Source organism: Curtobacterium sp. AC273, assembly GCF_979253735.1.
Map to the genome: position 1 here is coordinate 13,304 of NZ_CEEDDU010000009.1, position 14,338 is coordinate 27,641.

21 protein-coding genes and 3 pseudogenes are annotated in these 14,338 nt (G+C 71.6%); 8 read left to right on the forward strand and 16 right to left on the reverse strand.

The annotated features are described in order from the left end of the window. Nucleotides 1-291: 291 nt before the first annotated feature. The 16 genes and pseudogenes from ACZ8AI_RS14760 to ACZ8AI_RS14835 all read right to left on the reverse strand — a co-directional run. The gene (locus ACZ8AI_RS14760; protein ID WP_464858838.1) at nt 292-480 is read right to left on the reverse strand and encodes a phosphatase PAP2 family protein; all 189 of its coding nucleotides are present in this window, start codon (nt 478-480) and stop codon (nt 292-294) included. Further along, nucleotides 477-878, reverse strand: coding sequence for a phosphatase PAP2 family protein (locus ACZ8AI_RS14765; RefSeq protein WP_464858839.1), 402 nt, complete (start codon nt 876-878; stop codon nt 477-479). Before ACZ8AI_RS14765 ends, ACZ8AI_RS14760 begins: the two co-directional genes overlap by 4 nt. A gap of 10 nt (nt 879-888) precedes the next feature. Next, on the reverse strand, nt 889-1,176 hold the full coding sequence (locus ACZ8AI_RS14770; protein WP_464858840.1) for a hypothetical protein: 288 nt from the start codon (nt 1,174-1,176) through the stop codon (nt 889-891). Between the two features lie 44 nt (nt 1,177-1,220). Beyond that, nucleotides 1,221-1,847: a hypothetical protein gene (locus ACZ8AI_RS14775; protein ID WP_464858841.1), complete on the reverse strand. Its 627-nt coding sequence runs from the start codon at nt 1,845-1,847 to the stop codon at nt 1,221-1,223. Between the two features lie 112 nt (nt 1,848-1,959). After that, nucleotides 1,960-2,466: a hypothetical protein gene (locus ACZ8AI_RS14780; protein WP_464858842.1), complete on the reverse strand. Its 507-nt coding sequence runs from the start codon at nt 2,464-2,466 to the stop codon at nt 1,960-1,962. A 242-nt stretch (nt 2,467-2,708) separates the two neighbouring features. Then, on the reverse strand, nt 2,709-2,957 hold the full coding sequence (locus ACZ8AI_RS14785; RefSeq protein WP_464858843.1) for a hypothetical protein: 249 nt from the start codon (nt 2,955-2,957) through the stop codon (nt 2,709-2,711). 78 nt (nt 2,958-3,035) lie between these two features. Next, nucleotides 3,036-3,986, reverse strand: a complete 951-nt coding sequence (locus ACZ8AI_RS14790) for a serine/threonine-protein kinase (protein ID WP_464858844.1) — start codon at nt 3,984-3,986, stop codon at nt 3,036-3,038. Between the two features lie 141 nt (nt 3,987-4,127). Continuing rightward, a complete protein-coding gene (locus ACZ8AI_RS14795; protein ID WP_464858845.1) occupies nt 4,128-4,670 on the reverse strand; it encodes a carbohydrate ABC transporter permease in 543 nt (180 codons plus the stop codon). A 75-nt stretch (nt 4,671-4,745) separates the two neighbouring features. After that, nucleotides 4,746-5,066, reverse strand: a complete 321-nt coding sequence (locus ACZ8AI_RS14800) for a hypothetical protein (protein WP_464858846.1) — start codon at nt 5,064-5,066, stop codon at nt 4,746-4,748. Between the two features lie 99 nt (nt 5,067-5,165). Further along, entirely contained in the window at nt 5,166-5,342 is a 177-nt protein-coding gene (locus tag ACZ8AI_RS14805) for a hypothetical protein (RefSeq protein WP_464858847.1), read from the reverse strand. A gap of 135 nt (nt 5,343-5,477) precedes the next feature. Beyond that, on the reverse strand, nt 5,478-5,759 hold the full coding sequence (locus ACZ8AI_RS14810) for a hypothetical protein (protein ID WP_464858848.1): 282 nt from the start codon (nt 5,757-5,759) through the stop codon (nt 5,478-5,480). 89 nt (nt 5,760-5,848) lie between these two features. Next, nucleotides 5,849-6,343, reverse strand: a complete 495-nt coding sequence (locus ACZ8AI_RS14815) for a hypothetical protein (protein WP_464858849.1) — start codon at nt 6,341-6,343, stop codon at nt 5,849-5,851. 27 nt (nt 6,344-6,370) lie between these two features. Continuing rightward, nucleotides 6,371-7,195, reverse strand: a complete 825-nt coding sequence (locus tag ACZ8AI_RS14820) for an ABC transporter substrate-binding protein (RefSeq protein WP_464859223.1) — start codon at nt 7,193-7,195, stop codon at nt 6,371-6,373. Nucleotides 7,196-7,334: 139 nt separating this feature from the next. Beyond that, nucleotides 7,335-8,447, reverse strand: a pseudogene (locus tag ACZ8AI_RS14825) (Gfo/Idh/MocA family protein); the annotation flags it as partial. 97 nt (nt 8,448-8,544) lie between these two features. Further along, entirely contained in the window at nt 8,545-9,069 is a 525-nt protein-coding gene (locus tag ACZ8AI_RS14830) for a DeoR/GlpR family DNA-binding transcription regulator (RefSeq protein WP_464858850.1), read from the reverse strand. A 134-nt stretch (nt 9,070-9,203) separates the two neighbouring features. Beyond that, nucleotides 9,204-9,344, reverse strand: a pseudogene (locus tag ACZ8AI_RS14835) (hypothetical protein); the annotation flags it as partial. A 361-nt stretch (nt 9,345-9,705) separates the two neighbouring features. Here ACZ8AI_RS14835 and ACZ8AI_RS14840 point away from each other — a divergent pair. From ACZ8AI_RS14840 to ACZ8AI_RS14875, 8 genes and pseudogenes are all read left to right on the forward strand, one after another. Then, on the forward strand, nt 9,706-10,341 hold the full coding sequence (locus ACZ8AI_RS14840; protein WP_464858851.1) for an SIS domain-containing protein: 636 nt from the start codon (nt 9,706-9,708) through the stop codon (nt 10,339-10,341). After that, nucleotides 10,341-10,622, forward strand: coding sequence for a hypothetical protein (locus tag ACZ8AI_RS14845; RefSeq protein WP_464858852.1), 282 nt, complete (start codon nt 10,341-10,343; stop codon nt 10,620-10,622). The genes ACZ8AI_RS14840 and ACZ8AI_RS14845 overlap by 1 nt, the downstream gene beginning before the upstream one ends. Next, the gene (locus ACZ8AI_RS14850) at nt 10,619-11,065 is read left to right on the forward strand and encodes an ROK family protein (RefSeq protein WP_464858853.1); all 447 of its coding nucleotides are present in this window, start codon (nt 10,619-10,621) and stop codon (nt 11,063-11,065) included. The genes ACZ8AI_RS14845 and ACZ8AI_RS14850 overlap by 4 nt, the downstream gene beginning before the upstream one ends. Before the next feature lie 10 nt (nt 11,066-11,075). After that, nucleotides 11,076-11,333 (forward strand): ROK family protein, encoded by a 258-nt coding sequence (locus ACZ8AI_RS14855; protein ID WP_464858854.1) that lies wholly within the window; start codon nt 11,076-11,078, stop codon nt 11,331-11,333. Continuing rightward, nucleotides 11,330-11,602 (forward strand): hypothetical protein, encoded by a 273-nt coding sequence (locus ACZ8AI_RS14860; RefSeq protein ID WP_464858855.1) that lies wholly within the window; start codon nt 11,330-11,332, stop codon nt 11,600-11,602. Before ACZ8AI_RS14855 ends, ACZ8AI_RS14860 begins: the two co-directional genes overlap by 4 nt. Before the next feature lie 268 nt (nt 11,603-11,870). Next, the gene (locus ACZ8AI_RS14865; RefSeq protein ID WP_464858856.1) at nt 11,871-12,500 is read left to right on the forward strand and encodes an amidohydrolase family protein; all 630 of its coding nucleotides are present in this window, start codon (nt 11,871-11,873) and stop codon (nt 12,498-12,500) included. After that, the gene (locus tag ACZ8AI_RS14870) at nt 12,497-13,471 is read left to right on the forward strand and encodes a 1-phosphofructokinase family hexose kinase (RefSeq protein ID WP_464858857.1); all 975 of its coding nucleotides are present in this window, start codon (nt 12,497-12,499) and stop codon (nt 13,469-13,471) included. The genes ACZ8AI_RS14865 and ACZ8AI_RS14870 overlap by 4 nt, the downstream gene beginning before the upstream one ends. Beyond that, nucleotides 13,468-14,305: pseudogene (locus tag ACZ8AI_RS14875) on the forward strand (class II fructose-bisphosphate aldolase). The gene ACZ8AI_RS14870 and the pseudogene ACZ8AI_RS14875 overlap by 4 nt, the downstream one beginning before the upstream one ends. Nucleotides 14,306-14,338 lie beyond the last annotated feature (33 nt).

Consider the following 14,338-nt stretch of genomic DNA (forward strand, 5'->3'; position numbering starts at 1 on the left):
CCGGCATGGTCGCGCACACTCGAACACCTCGGCGGTTCGAGTTACTCCGCAACTCAGACCACCGACCTCTTCACGAGGTGAGATCAGCCCCCAGTTGCTGCTGGGGGCTTTTCTCGTGCTTCTTCGAGTCCGGCTGGGCTTCACTGGAGTCCCGGCCGACGACTCGATCCTCCCGGTTCCGCTCTCGCCGCCACGAAGCCCTGTGGACATCGCACACGGCTCCTCGGCGATCAGCGCCGGACGGGCGCGCACCGCGGCAGAGCGCTGTCAGGTACAGCCGGTGCGCCGTGATCACCAGGGCCAGCCACGCCGTCCGAGCGCCCACGCCGCCAGGACGTCCGTCGACCAGTGGTGACCGAGGAACACCCGCGAGATCCCCACCGGCACGACGAAGGCCGTGCCCACGACGATCGTCCACACCCGGGTGACCGTGCGGGACTGCCGGAGGATCAGCAGGTACACGATCGTCCCGACGATCACCGTCGCGTTGAGGGATGCCCCGACGGGAACGACGGCCGGTACTCATGCAGCGGCACCGCGTCCGACAGCGGCGGCCGGGCGCGTCCGATGAGGTCCTTGCCGGCGACGGTCATGAGCAGCGACCCACCACTCGCCGCCACCAGGAACACAGGCAGCGTCGCGCGCCGTTGGATCGTGAAGCCGACCAGGAAGCCGAGCGCGACGATCGGCATCCCGATCGTGCCGGCGATGTCCGTCCACCACGTCACGAGCGTGTCGGCGGTGGCGGGCAGCCGGAGCGTCAGCATCCAGTCGAGGACAGGGCGGTCGAGCGCGGCGACGTCGTCACCCTCGCGGACACCGTCGTACACCTCGGACGCTGCCCAGGTCGCCATCACGGCAACGCCCATGCCGATCACGAACTCACGATCAGGAGCAGCAGGAGCCCCATCGGTGCCCGAAACCGATCATCATCACACCCGCACGCCCGGCCTTCGTCCGCCAGGTCGTGAGGTCGACGTCACCGACGCGCTGGTCCGGCGCCTCGCGCTGGTCGGGGTGGTCGGCGTGCTCGGTGTCCATCGACCCACCCTGCCCGAGTCCGCACATGTGCATGCCGTACCCCGCGGCCGGGCAGGTCAGTCCTTCATAGGCGCCGTAGTCGTCGACGACCGCGACGGAGAGCGGGAACACCACCGGGAAGTCCCGGAACAGCAACCGTCCGGCATCCGCCGCCGCGGCGGACCTGCTCGGCGACCCACTCAGCGTGCTCCACCGGGGCGTGCACGACGATCTCGTCGTGCACGAAGAACACCAGGTGCGGCCCGTCGGTCACCCGCCCCGGGAAGCGTTCGGCGAGCCGCGACCGCAGCGACCCCATCCACGCCAGCGCCCACTCGGCCGCGGTCTGACGAAGTTCCGGAACGAACCGCCCCAGCTCCGGGCGCGTGACTCGACCGCGCGCTGCATCGCCGGGGTCCCGTCGACCGTGTACTGGTTGCGGGCCTCGAACCGACGCCTCCGGCACCGGCGACGTCCGTCCGAACAGCGTCGTCACGGGCTCGCCGCGCTCCCCCGCGCGTGCGGCGCTCGACGAGCGCCGGATCGCGTCCGGGAACGCCCGCGCGAGCCGAGGCACGAGCCGACCGCCCTCGCCCTGGGTCGCCCCGTACACGCTTGGCACCGGCATCGACCTTCGCCTGCTGCCGCGACTCGACCGCACCGGAGGCCACCACGCCGTCGTACAGGTCGCCGTCGCCGGCCGAGGCCATCGCGGTCGCGGCCATCGCGGCGAGCACCCGCAGTTCCAGCTGTGCGGCATCCGCCACGACGAGCTTCCAGCCCGGGTCGGCGATGACGGCACCACGGATGCCCTTCAGCAGCTGCATCGCTCCCCCGCCGTCGGCGGCCAGCGCCCGGTGACGACCCCGCCGACGACGTACTTCCGGTAGAACCGTCCGTCGTGCACCCACTCGTCGAGCCAGGTCCAGCCGTTCGCGGTCAGCAGGCGCGCGAGCGCTTGTACTCGAGCAGCGGTTCGATGACCGGGTGCTCGATCTCCTGCAACTCCCACTTGCGGGTGCTCGTCACCATCAGTCCGGCACTCCGCAGCGCCTTCAGGACGTCCGCCGGCGAGTCCGGGTTGAGCGTGGCGTCCCCCACCCGGTCCCGTACGACGGCGGCGATCTCCTCGAAGGCCGTCGGGGTCGCGCCGTAGGGCACGCGTGGGCCGAGGGCGTCCTCGAGGAGCCGTTCGTCCACGTCCGACCGCCACGGCAGGCCCGCGTGCAGCGTCTCCGCGGCGACGAGCGCACCCGCCGACTCGGCGGTGGTCAGCGAGCGCAGCGCCTGGCTGATCGATCCGGCGATCGCGTCGAGTTGGGAGCAGGCCTGCGCGACCGGATCGAGCGCGTCGTCGGAGTGGGAGACCTGGAACAGGGCGTCGTCGAAGAGCTGGGCCTGCGCGTCGGGCGGACGACCCGTGCCTCCTGGACGGCGGCGTCCCATCCGTCGACGGGAGCCGCGGCGAGCGCCGAGCCGCGCGCGGACAGGGCGGACCGCAGGATCCGGCGGCACAGTCGCAGGTCGGTGCAGCGGCCGACCCGGCCACCGGCCGCGAGCACGGCCGGGTACCACCGTGCGGTGTCGTCCCACACCCAGCGCACATCGGGTGCGTCACGAGACGACGAAGGCCGGGAGGCGCGGCTCGTCCACCCGGATCGGCTCGCGTCGGCCGATCCCCGCGTCCGTCAGGGGCGTCGCGAGGACGCCGCCGTCGACGCGGCGGAGGACGAGGTGCACGGAACGATCATGCCGTGCTCCACCGTCCAGTCGAGTTCGACGACCTCGCCGGAGCCCTGCCCGTCGTCGTCCTTCGAGCGTGTCACACCGCCGGGACGGACCGCGGCGGTGTCGGCGACGTCGATGCGGACGTCGCCGTCCTCAGCGCGCGAGACCTCGACCCGGGGGTCGGCGTCGTGCTCGTCGGAACCCGACATGCGGCGGAAGGTGTCCTGGCAGGCGTTCCTCGAAGGACATGTCCACGCCGTCGCCGAGGTGGTCGTGGTCGGGCTTCGTCATGGCCAGCACGGTACCCGGACGCGCTTGTGGCCGGTCCGGCGGGTGGGAGTGGCCGTGGCCGCTCCGGCGGGCACGCTCAGGCGACAGGCGCGGTGCCGGTCCGTTCCGTCAGTGCGCCCCTCGCGCCCACCAGTCGAGGAGAGCACGGCCGCGGGCAGCCGCCCTGGTGCCTTCGGCTGCCCGTGCGGCGGCCAGCAGGACGCCGAAGACGAACTTCGCGACGCTGGCGTCCCCCTTCCGCCGCGTCGTGCGGTTCGGGCGGGACGAGCCGGAACCGTCGGGCGAACCGCACCAGGTTCGCGTCGAGGCCAGCGCTCGGGCCAGGCCCAGATCGAGGATCCACGAACGGCACTGCGGTCAGCCGCGAGCGTCGGCGCGAACCGGCCGGGAGGACCTCCGGGGCACGGGCGAACGCGCGGTCGCACGCGTCCGGGTCGAGCAGTCCGGTCTCCGGGACGTGCACGCCCCAGGCGGGGGAAACCGTCCGCCAGGTGGTCGCCCACCTCGAACTGGAGGCGGCCCACCGCCACCACGCCACCGGTCAGCACCGAGACGAGCCAGTCCACCCCGGCGCCGCGGAGTCCGTACCGTTCGAGTTTGCGGTCCACGTCGGCGACGGACGCCTCGGCGACGCTGCGCGGGAGCCCGCGCGCCACGAGCGCCGCAGCACTGCCGGGCACCGCGGCGCGGAACGCCGCCGTCAGCAACGCCTCCCGTTCCACCGGAGTGGCGTCGGCGACCGTCGCGGCGAGCATCGGCGCCGTCGCGGCGTCGGTGGGCACACCCGCGGCCGCGATGAGGACCGAGACCGACGCGGGGCGCGCTGCCTGCTCGGCGGTGGTGGCGGTCGCTTCAGCCCGGACGAAGGCGAGTCCGTCGATCACCCGCCGCTGCAGCACGATGAACATGATGAGCACCGGGGCCATCGCCATGAGGCTCGCGGCCATCAGCACCGGGTAGTCGGCGGTCCGGTCGCTCGACGGCGTCGCGAGTCCGGCGGCGAGAGCATGGACTCGGCGCGGGTGGACACCACGAGGGCCAGAGCGGCTCGTTCCACGACCAGAGCACGGTCGTGATCGCGAGGACGCTCATCGACGGTCGAGCAGTGGCAGCATGATGCGCCAGAACGTCTGGAACGGGTTCGCGCCGTCCATGCGGGCGGCTTCCTCCGGCTCGGCGGGCATGTTCAGGAAGGCCGTCCGCATCAGGAACGTGCCGAAGGCGCTGAACAGGCCCGGCGCGACGATGCCGGCGAGGGTGTCGAGCCAGCCGAGGCCCTGCACGATCTGGTACTGCGAGATCAGGTAGACCTGCGACGGGTTGAGCAGGATCGACAGGACGATCGCGAGGATGAGCCCACGCCCCGGAACCGCATGCGCGCGAACGCGTACCCGGCGAGGGTGCAGAGGATGATCTGCGCGACCGTCCGGATCAGCGTGACCCAGACGGACGTCGCGAGCTGGCTCAGGAACGGCAGGCGCTCGAATACCTGCGCCAGTTCTGCCACCATGCGCTCCCCCGGCCAGAACACCGGCGTGGGCGACGTCACCTGCGCGTTCGTCGACAGCGCCATGATGATCTGCCAGATGAACGGGGAACGCCATCACGAACCCGCCCACCCCGAGCACCACGTGGATCCACCAGTGGCTGCCCTGGACGACGGCGGGGCCCGGTCCCTTGAGCGGGCGCGGGCGGTGCTGGATACCTTAGTGGCGACGTGCCGGTCTGGGTGCCGCGCGTTGTGAGTGATGCCGGCTATGACCTGGACCCACTTCTTCTGGACACGGAACTGGATGACGGTGATGATGCCGATCAGCAAGGAAGATCACCATCGCGATCGCCGCCGCGAAGCCCTTGTCGCCGTCGACGAACTCGGCAGCGTTGTAGAAGTAGAAGACGAGGGACATCGTCTTCGGGATCACCGGGTTGAGCGGGCCGAGGATCGCGTAGAGCAGGTCGAACAGCTGGAAGCTCGAGATCGTCGTGACGATGAGCACGAAGAAGATGCTCGGGCTGAGGAGCGGCACGGTGACCGATCGGAACTGCCGCCACCGGCTGGCCTCCGTCGAGCTCGGCCGCTTCGTAGAGCTCCGGCGGGATGTCCTTCAGGCCGGCGCCGAGGATGATCATCGAGAAGCCGAGCGAGGACCCAGGCCGACGAGGGAGGACGGCGACGAGCGCGAAGCCCGGGGTGGAGATCCAGTACGGGCCGTCGATGCCGAACAGCCCGATGGGAACGAGTTCACGATGCCGAAGTCGCCGTTGAACATGATGCGCCAGACGAGGGCGATCGCGGCCGGCATCGCGACGTACGGCTTGGGCAGAAGAGCACGCGGTAGAACCTGTGCGAAGCGCAGGCCCGGGGTGTTCGCGGAGGCTCGCGAGCCACACCGCGATCGGGATGCCGAGCAGCACGATCACCGTGTAGACGATCGTGTTCAGCAGCGACTGGTAGAGCTGCGGGTCGGTGACCAGGCGGACGTAAGTTTGATCCCGGTGAAGCTCGATCCGCCGAACACCCCCAGCTGGTGAACGAAGTAGTAGAACGTCCTGGACGATCGGGCCAGATGAAGAACGTGCCGACGCCGATGAGCAGCGGCAGGACGAACAGCCACGGCCACCAGCCGTCGGTGCGCGGCAGCGCTGGTGCGGTGGACCTCGGGGGTCGTCGGGGGCGGAGAGGCCTGTACGGCATCGCGTCGCTGGGTGTTGGTCGTCATCAGGTCGCTCCTCCGGCCAGGGCGGTCCGGATCTTGGTGCGGCGTGTGGCTCGTCGCACGGGGAGACAGGACGGCTGACCGGCCGGGGATCAGGGCCAGGCCGGTCGACCGGGGCTCGTCACTCCTTGGCGAAGTGCGGCGTCCATCTTTCTTCGCCAGGTCCTTCGCAACCTGGTCGACCGGCTTCGGAGCCGTCGAAGGCGCTCGGGAGCAGGTTCGTCTCGAGGTGTTCCACGCGGCGGTGTTCTTCGACACCGGGGGCGCGGCTTGGCGTACTCCACCGCGTCGAGGAACACCTGCAGGTCGGCGTCCGGCATGGTCTTGGGAAGGCGTCCTGCGTCCCCTGTACGCGGGGATGACCGCGCCCATGTCGTCCCTGCTGCTGCTGGGCGGGCTTGGAAGCCAGGTAGGCCTGCAGGTGCCTGCGCCGCGGCCTTGTTCTTCGATCCCTCGGCGACGACGTTCGAGACGCCGTGGATGACCGTGGCCCGCTCCTTGCCCTTCGGCAGCGGGTAGGCGACGACGTCCTTCTCGATGTCGCTGCCGATCAGCGCCGAGCGGAACCAGCTGCCGCCCTGGTACATCGCGACCTTGCCCGATGTAACCACTGATCAGCGGTGGTGTCCGTGAGCTGCTTGATGGACGGGGACGCGCCGGAGGCGATCAGGTCGGTCCAGAACCAGGAGGCCCTCCTCCGATGCCTTCGTGTCGTACTCCGACTCGGCGCCGTCGATGACGGAGCCGCCGGCCTGGAAGATCGTGTCGTAGTAGGTCGTCTGGCCGTCCATGCCGGCAGCGGCGCCGTACGCGCCCTTGCTCTTCAGCTTCTCGGACAGCTCGGCGCCGGTCTTCTGGAAGTCGTCCCAGGTCCAGTCCTTCGACGGCATCGCGACGCCGGCCTGCTCGAACAGCGACTTGTTCATCCACACGCCGATGGTGTCGAAGTCCTTCGGGACGCCGTACTGGGTGCCGTCGTACGTGTAGAGCTTGTTGAGCGCCGACGAGTAGTTCTTCGGTCGATCGCGCCCGACTCGACCTCGTCGGTGATCGGGGCGAGCTTGCCGTTGCCTCGGGTACAGCTGGAAGTTCGGGCCGTTCATCCAGAAGAGGTCGGGCAGCGTGTTGCTCGAGCCCTGCGTCTGCAGCTTCGTGAAGTAGCTGGCGTACGGGGTGACGTCGACGTTGACCTTGATGTCGGGGTACTTCTCGTTGAAGCCGGAGATGTTGGCCTTGATGGCCTTCACCTGGTTCTGGTCCCAGACGGCGTACGTCAGGTTCGCCTTGGTGTCCTTCGCGACCTCGCCGGACGCCACCGGTGCTGCCTGAGGACGAGGTGCTGACAGCCGGCGAGGAGCGCGACGCGCGCTGACGGCGGCGGCGAGACCGAGCAGTGCGCGGCGTCGGCCGCGGCCCGGGCGGGCAGTGGGAGCGGTCATCGGGTGGTCCTTTCGGGAACGAGGGTGGTCGCGAAGTGCCGGAGGGTGTGCCTCGGCAGCGTGGGGACGTCGATGGGCTCGATCCGCTGCGGAGCGAGCGGGTCGCGAGGGCACCGGCGGCGACCGCGGCACGTGCGGCGATCGGCGAGAGCGAGGTCGGTTCACCGAGGGCGACGCTGCGCAGGAACTCGGTCATGGTGAGCAGGTCGGCGTCGGCGTGGCCGTCCTCGACGCCGTCGATCGGGTACTCGTGGTCGCCCTGGACGTCCCACCCGCGACGGTGGTTCCAGACCTTCACCACGCCGCCACCGGTGTCCCCGATGTTCTCGAGTCGCCCCTCGGTGCCGATGACCGTGTAGTTGCGCCAGTAATCCGGCGTGAAGTGGCACTGCTCGTAGCTCGCCTGCACGCCGTTGTCGAGCGTCATCATGACCATCGAGACGTCCTCGACGTCGACGACGGGGTTGAGACCGGCCTGCTCCAGTGGCGGCCAGTTGTCGTACGAGAACCAGTCCCCCATCAGCTCGCCGCTGCGGTCGCGCCGGTCGGTGACGTCGCCGTACACCGACAGCGTGCCCATCCCGACGACCCGGCTCGTGTACCCACCCGCGAGGGCGTGGATGACGTCGAGGTCGTGGCTCGCCTCTGCAGCAGCGAGTTCACCTTCGTGCGGTCGGCGTGCCAGTCCTTGAAGTAGTAGTCGCCGCCGTTGCCGACGAAGTGCCGGACCCAGACCGCCTTCACCTCGCCGATCTTCACCGCGCTCGATCACCTCGCGCATCAGGCGCACGACGGCGGCGTGCCGGAAGTTGTGTCCGACGTAGAGCGGCGTGCCCGTCTCGGCCGCGACGTTCAGCACGGCGTCGGCGTCCTCGACCGTGATGGCGAGGGGCTTCTCGAGGTAGACCGCGATGCCGGCTCGGAGCAGGTCGATCGCGATCTCGGCGTGGGTCCAGTCCGGGGTGGTGACGATCGCGGCGTCGACCGCACCGACGAGGTCGCGGTGCGACTCGACGACGCGTGCGTCGGGGTACTCGGCGTGCTCGCGTGCCCGCCCGTCGGCCGTGACGTCCGCGACGGCGGTGACCCGTGCCTCCAGGTCGGGGTTCGCGGCGACCGCCTCGGCGACGTGCTGCGCGATGGCGGACTGCTGGCCCATCCCCACCACGGCGACGCGGAGGGGGTTGTTCGTGTCGAGGGTCACTCTCGCTCCCTTGCGTGATTGTGACGCCCATGATGCCGAATCGATCATGAATGCACAATAGGCGCTCACGGATCGCTCACGGAAGCGAGATGCAGGTGGTTTTACACGCCGGTAACGTCCGGCGGAACGGCGAGCGTCCGGCGGCTCAGTCGGCGACGACGAGCTGGACGCCCGAGCTGGCGAGCTCGGCGGCGAACGCCGGAGGGACCGGCTGATCCGTCACGAGTGCGTCGATCCGGTCGAGGGGGCAGATCCGGGCGAAGGTCGCCCGTTCGATCTTGGTCGAGTCGGCCACGACGATGACGCGACGACCGACGGACGCGAAGTGCCGGCTGACCTCGGCTTGGCCCTCGTGCATCGTCGTCGCACCGTACTGCCCGCTCAGGCCGTCGACGCCGAGGACCACGACGTCCAACGCGAACTCGTCGAGGGTGTCGCGGACGAGCGGCCCGACGAGCTCGTACGACTGGCGGCGTGCGACCCACCGGTCACCACGATCTTGACGTTGGCGCGGACGGAGAGCTCGTACCCGATGTTGAGGGCGTTCGTGACGATGGTCACCCCGTACTCGCCGTCGGCCCGGGTGAAGCGCTCGCCCTTGCCGAGCCTCGCGCGCGACCTCGGTCGTGGTGGTCCCGCCGTTGAGGCCGACCGTGTCACCGGGGTGCACGAGCCGTGCCGCGGCGCGGGCGATCGCGGTCTTCGCCTCGGCCTGGCGGGCGATCTTGTACTGCAGCGGCAGCTCGTACCCGGCGCCGAGCGCAGCGGCTCCCCGTGGGTGCGTGTCACGAGCCGCTGGTCGGCGAGCGTCGCCAGGTCGCGACGGGCGGTCGCCGGCGAGATCCGAGCATCTCGCCGATCTCGGCGATGGACACGTTGCCGCGCTCGCTCACGAGTTCGAGCAGGGCGTTCAGCCGCTGTTGCGGAGTCATGACGGCCATCCATGGCGTCGCCGTGCGCACGCCGTGATCGGTAATGACGTTTTGCCCTTCCGTTGCGCACGATCGCTCGCTACGCTTCCTGATCATCGATCACCGAGATCGACCCGGACGGAAGGCACCCATGACCGACACCTTCGTGAGCGCCGAACTGGCCTCGCAGCCCGAGACCTGGCGCGCAGCAGCGGCGCTCCTGCCGGACTTCGCGGATGCACTCCCCCAGGCCGGTGAACGCGTGGCGGTCGTCGGCTGCGGCACGAGCTGGTTCATCGCGATGAGCTACGCCGTCGCCCGCGAGCAGGCCGGCCTCGGTGTGACCGACGCCTTCGCCGGCTCCGGAGTACCCGACCACCCGCGAGTACGACCGCGTGGTCACCATCAGCCGCTCCGGCACCACGACCGAGATCGTCGACCTGCTGCAGGCCCTGCCCGGGCAGCGGACGGTGCTCATCACCGCCGTCGCCGACAGCCCGGCCGCGGCGGTCGCCGACGACGTCATCGCCCTGCCCTTCGCCGACGAGCGTTCCGTCGTGCAGACCCGGTTCGCCACCACGACGCTCGCACTGCTGCGGGCGTCGATCGGCGACGACGTCGACGCACTCGCCACCCAGGCCGAGGTCGCCCTCGCGCTGCCGATCGACGACCTGCTCGACGCCGAACAGGTCAGTTTCGTCGGACGCGGTCCGGCGGTGGGCCTGACGTTCGAGGCAGCGCTCAAGACCCGCGAAGCGGCACAGTTCTGGGCCGAGTCGTACCCGGCGATGGACTACCGGCACGGCCCGATCGCCATCGCCCAGCCCGGACGCCTCGTCTGGTCACTCGGCGCCGCTCCGGAGGGCCTCGCCGACGAGGTCGCCGTGACGGGCGCACGGTTCGTCCAGCACGACCTCGACCCGATCGCCGGGCTCGTCGTGGTGCACCGCCTCGCCGTCGCCCTGGCCCAGGGCCGCGGGCTCGACCCCGACAACCCCCGCTCGCTGACCCGTTCGGTCATCCTCACCTGATGTCCGCGGCAGGCGCGGTGCCGCTGCCCGCCCCGGGCGCGGTGCTCGGCGTCGATGTCGGCGGCACGGGCATCAAGGCCCGGAGGACCGACGCCGACGGAACCGTCCTCGGCGAGACCCGGCTCCCGGACACCGCGCGACGACCACGACGCCGCGCGGCTCGCGGGCGTCGTGGCCGACCTGGCCGAGACGGCGCTCACGCACGGCCCCCTCGACGCGGTGGGGCTGGTGACACCCCGGGGTCGTCGACGAGTCGACCGGACGGGTGGTGCTGGCCGTGAACCTCGGGTGGCGCGACGTACCGGTCCGCGACGCCGTGCGCGATGAACTCGCACGGCGCGGCCTGCGCGTTCCCGTCGCATTCGGGCACGACGTCCGGGCCGGTGCCCTGGCGGAGACCACCCAGGGAGCAGCGGTGACGGGTGCGAACGCCTCCGCCGGTGCCCGCGCCGGCGCCGTCCTGCGCCGGGGATCCGTCGCGTTCGTCCCGGTGGGCACCGGCCTCGCCAGTGCCCTCGTCGTCGACGGCGCCGTCGTGCCGGGCGACGGATGGGCAGGCGAGATCGGTCAGGTCCGCATCACCTCCGGGCCGCACGCCGGACTCCGGGTCGAGGAGATCGCATCGGCCGGGGGAGTCGCACGCCGCTCCGGGTCTGCGTCCGCGCACGAGGCGATGCTCCGGGTGCGGTCGGGTGACCCCGCCGCCACCCGAGTCTGGGAGTGAGTGCGTCGACGTGCTCGCCGATGCGCTCGTGTGGACCACGGCGGTCGCCGGGTGCCACACGATCATCGTCGGCGGGGGACTCGCGGAATCCGGGGCGCTCCTGTTCGACCCGCTCACGGCCGCCGTCGCCGACCGTACGGCCGGCCTCCGGACCCCGGCGATCGTCCCGGCACGGCACGGTGACGCGGCGGGTGCGATCGGCGCCGCACTGCTCGCACGACGGGCCGGTCTCGCGTCCGACAGCTCGCGGCACGAGGTGTCGGTGTGACCGCCCTCGTCCGCGCACCACGCATCGTCACCGCCGACGCCGATCTGCACGACGGCTGGTTGCTCGTCGACGACGACGGCCTCGTCAGCGCGAGCGGCTCCGGCACGGCACCCGCGACCGAGACGACGACGACCGTCGAAGGGACGATCGTGCCGGGGATCGTCGACCTCCACGCCCACGGTGCCCTCGGACACGACTTCGCCAGCTGCTCGGCGGACGACGCCCGGGCCGCCGCCGCGCACCACCGCTCACGGGCACCACGGCGCTGATCGCCTCCATCGCCACCGGGCCGGTCCAGGACACCGTCGACGCCCTCGACCGGTTGCGCCCCCTGGTCGCCGACGGCACGCTCGCCGGGCTCCACCTCGAAGGCCCCTCGGCTCGCGCCTCGAACGCCGGGGCGCCCACCGCGCCGATCTGCTGCACCACCCCACCCCGTCACAGGTCGACGCCTACCTGGCAGCGGGGGACTGTGCCCTCCGCATCGTCACCCTCGCGCCGGAGCTCCCCGGAGCCCTGGACACCATCGCTCGACTGGTGGCCGCGGGGATCGTCGTGGCGATCGGCCACACCGACGCGTCCGCCGACCAGGCCAGACGGGCGGTGGACGCCGGTGCGACGCTCGTCACCCACCTCTTCAACGGCATGCCGCCGCTGCACCACCGTGCTCCCGGCCCCGTCGGCGTCGCACTCACCGACGAACGGCTCCTGCTCGAGTGCATCGTCGACGGGCACCACCTCGACCCGACCGCGGTCGACGTGGTGCGTGCGGCCGCTCCCGGCCGCCTCGTGCTCGTCTCCGACGCCATGTCCGCCACCGGGTGCGGCGACCGTGACCACACGATCGCCGGGTCAGCCGTCTCGGTCCGTGGGGGAGTCGCCCGCCTGGCGGACGGATCGTCCCTCGCAGGCAGCACGATCACGGTCGCCGACGCCGTCCGCCGACTGCTGACCGCCGGCGTGCCGGTCGCCGAGGTCGTCGCGGCCGCGGCGGTCCGGCCCGCGCGGCTGCTGGGCCGACCGGCACCGCTCAGCGTGGGTGCGCCCGCCGACTTCGTCGTGGTCCACCGCGACGGCCGCACCACCGTCCCGACCGTCCCGACCGGCGCGGCCCGGGCAGTGCCCGCGTCCGCGCACCGATCCACATCACCGGAGGCAACGCCGTGATCCTCGTCGTGACCCCGAACCCGGCAGTCGACGTCACCTACCGGGTCGCCGAGCAGCGCATCGGCGAGACACAACGCGTGCTCGAGGTCGCCCGTCGCCCCGGTGGCAAGGGCCTCAACGTCGGTCGGGTGCTGGCCGATGCCGGGCTCGCGACGCACGCCGTCCTGCCGCTCGGCGGCGCGTCCGGTCGATGGGTCGCCGACGCGCTCGACGACCTCGGCCTCTCGCACAGCGACGTCGCGGTGGCGGGGGAGACGCGCACCACCGTCACGGTGGTCGACGACCTCGCGCACCCGACGATGTACGGCGAGCCCGGCCCGGTCGTCGCGGTCGACGAGTGGGACGCCGTGACCGCCGTGGTCGACCGGCTGCTCGCCGGTCCGGACTGCGCGGCCCTCGTCGTGTCGGGCTCCCTGCCGAACGGGGCCGACCCCGCCGTCGTCGCCGCGTGGGTGACCGCCGCTCGCCGCCGAGACGTGCCGAGCATCGTCGACTGCTCGGGCGCGGCACTCCTCGCCGCAGCCGATGCGGGAGCGACCATCTGCAAGCCCAACCGAGCGGAACTGCTCGAGGCCACCGGTACCGACGACGAACGGGCCGGGGCGCTCCGGCTCCTTGACCGCGGTGCTGGCGTCGTCGTGGTCTCGCGTGGCTCCGAGGGGATCGCCGCGCACACCCGTGCGGCCGTCCTCGAGGTCCCTGCCGTCGCCGGCGTGACGGGCAACCCGACCGGCGCGGGCGACGCGGCGACGGCAGGCCTCGTGATGGCGATGGTCCAGGCGCAGACGGCCCGTTCGACTCCGGTCGTCGACGAAGCAACCCTCCGTTCCGCCGCCGCCTACGGTGCGGCGGCCGTCCTCCGGCCCGTCGCGGGCGAGGTCGACGCCGCCGCCGTCCGACGCTTCCTCCAGTCCTCCACCCAGCGCGCCGAACCCGCGTCCCCGGACGCCCGAATCAGGAGCACCGCATGATCACCGACCTCGCCCTCACCGGGCTGCTCGACGCCGCCCGCACCGACCACCGCGGCGTCGGCGCGTTCAACGTCGTCCTGCTCGAGCACGCCGAGGCGATCGTCGCCGGCGCCGAGCTCGCCGGCCTGCCGGTCATCCTGCAGATCAGCGAGAACTGCGTCCGCTACCACGGTGGTCTCGCGCCGATCACGACCGCGACGGCAGGCCATCGCACGATCGGCGGACGTCGAGGTCCTGGTGCACCTCGACCACGTCGAGGACCGCGCCCTCGTGCTCGCCGGTATCGACCTCGGCGTCGACTCGATCATGTACGACGGCTCCCACCTCGACTTCGCGGCGAACGTCGCCGCCACGCGCGAGCTCGCCGCGGCCTGCCACGTGGCGGGCATCGCGATCGAGGCCGAACTCGGCGAGGTCGGCGGCAAGGACGGGGTGCACGCTCCCGGGGTGCGCACGGACCCGGTCGACGCCGCAGCGTTCGTCGCGGACACCGACGTCGACGCCCTCGCCGTCGCGGTGGGGACCTCGCACGCCATGCAGACGCGCGAGGCAGCGGTCGACCGGTCGCTCGTGGAGCAGCTCCGCGCCGCGGTGCCGGTCCCCCTGGTCCTGCACGGCTCGTCGGGGCTCTCCGACGACGAACTCCGCGGGGCCGTCCGCGCCGGCATGGCCAAGATCAACATCTCCACGCACCTCAACGGCCTGTTCACCCGGGCACTGCGCGAGGTGCTCGACGAGCGACCCGACGTCGTCGACCCGCGCAAGTACGTGGCAGCCGGCCGTGACGCGATCGCGACCGAGACGGCGCGCCTGCTGACGCTGCTGCACGGCTGACGCTGCTGCCGGGCTGACGCTGCTGCAGGGCTG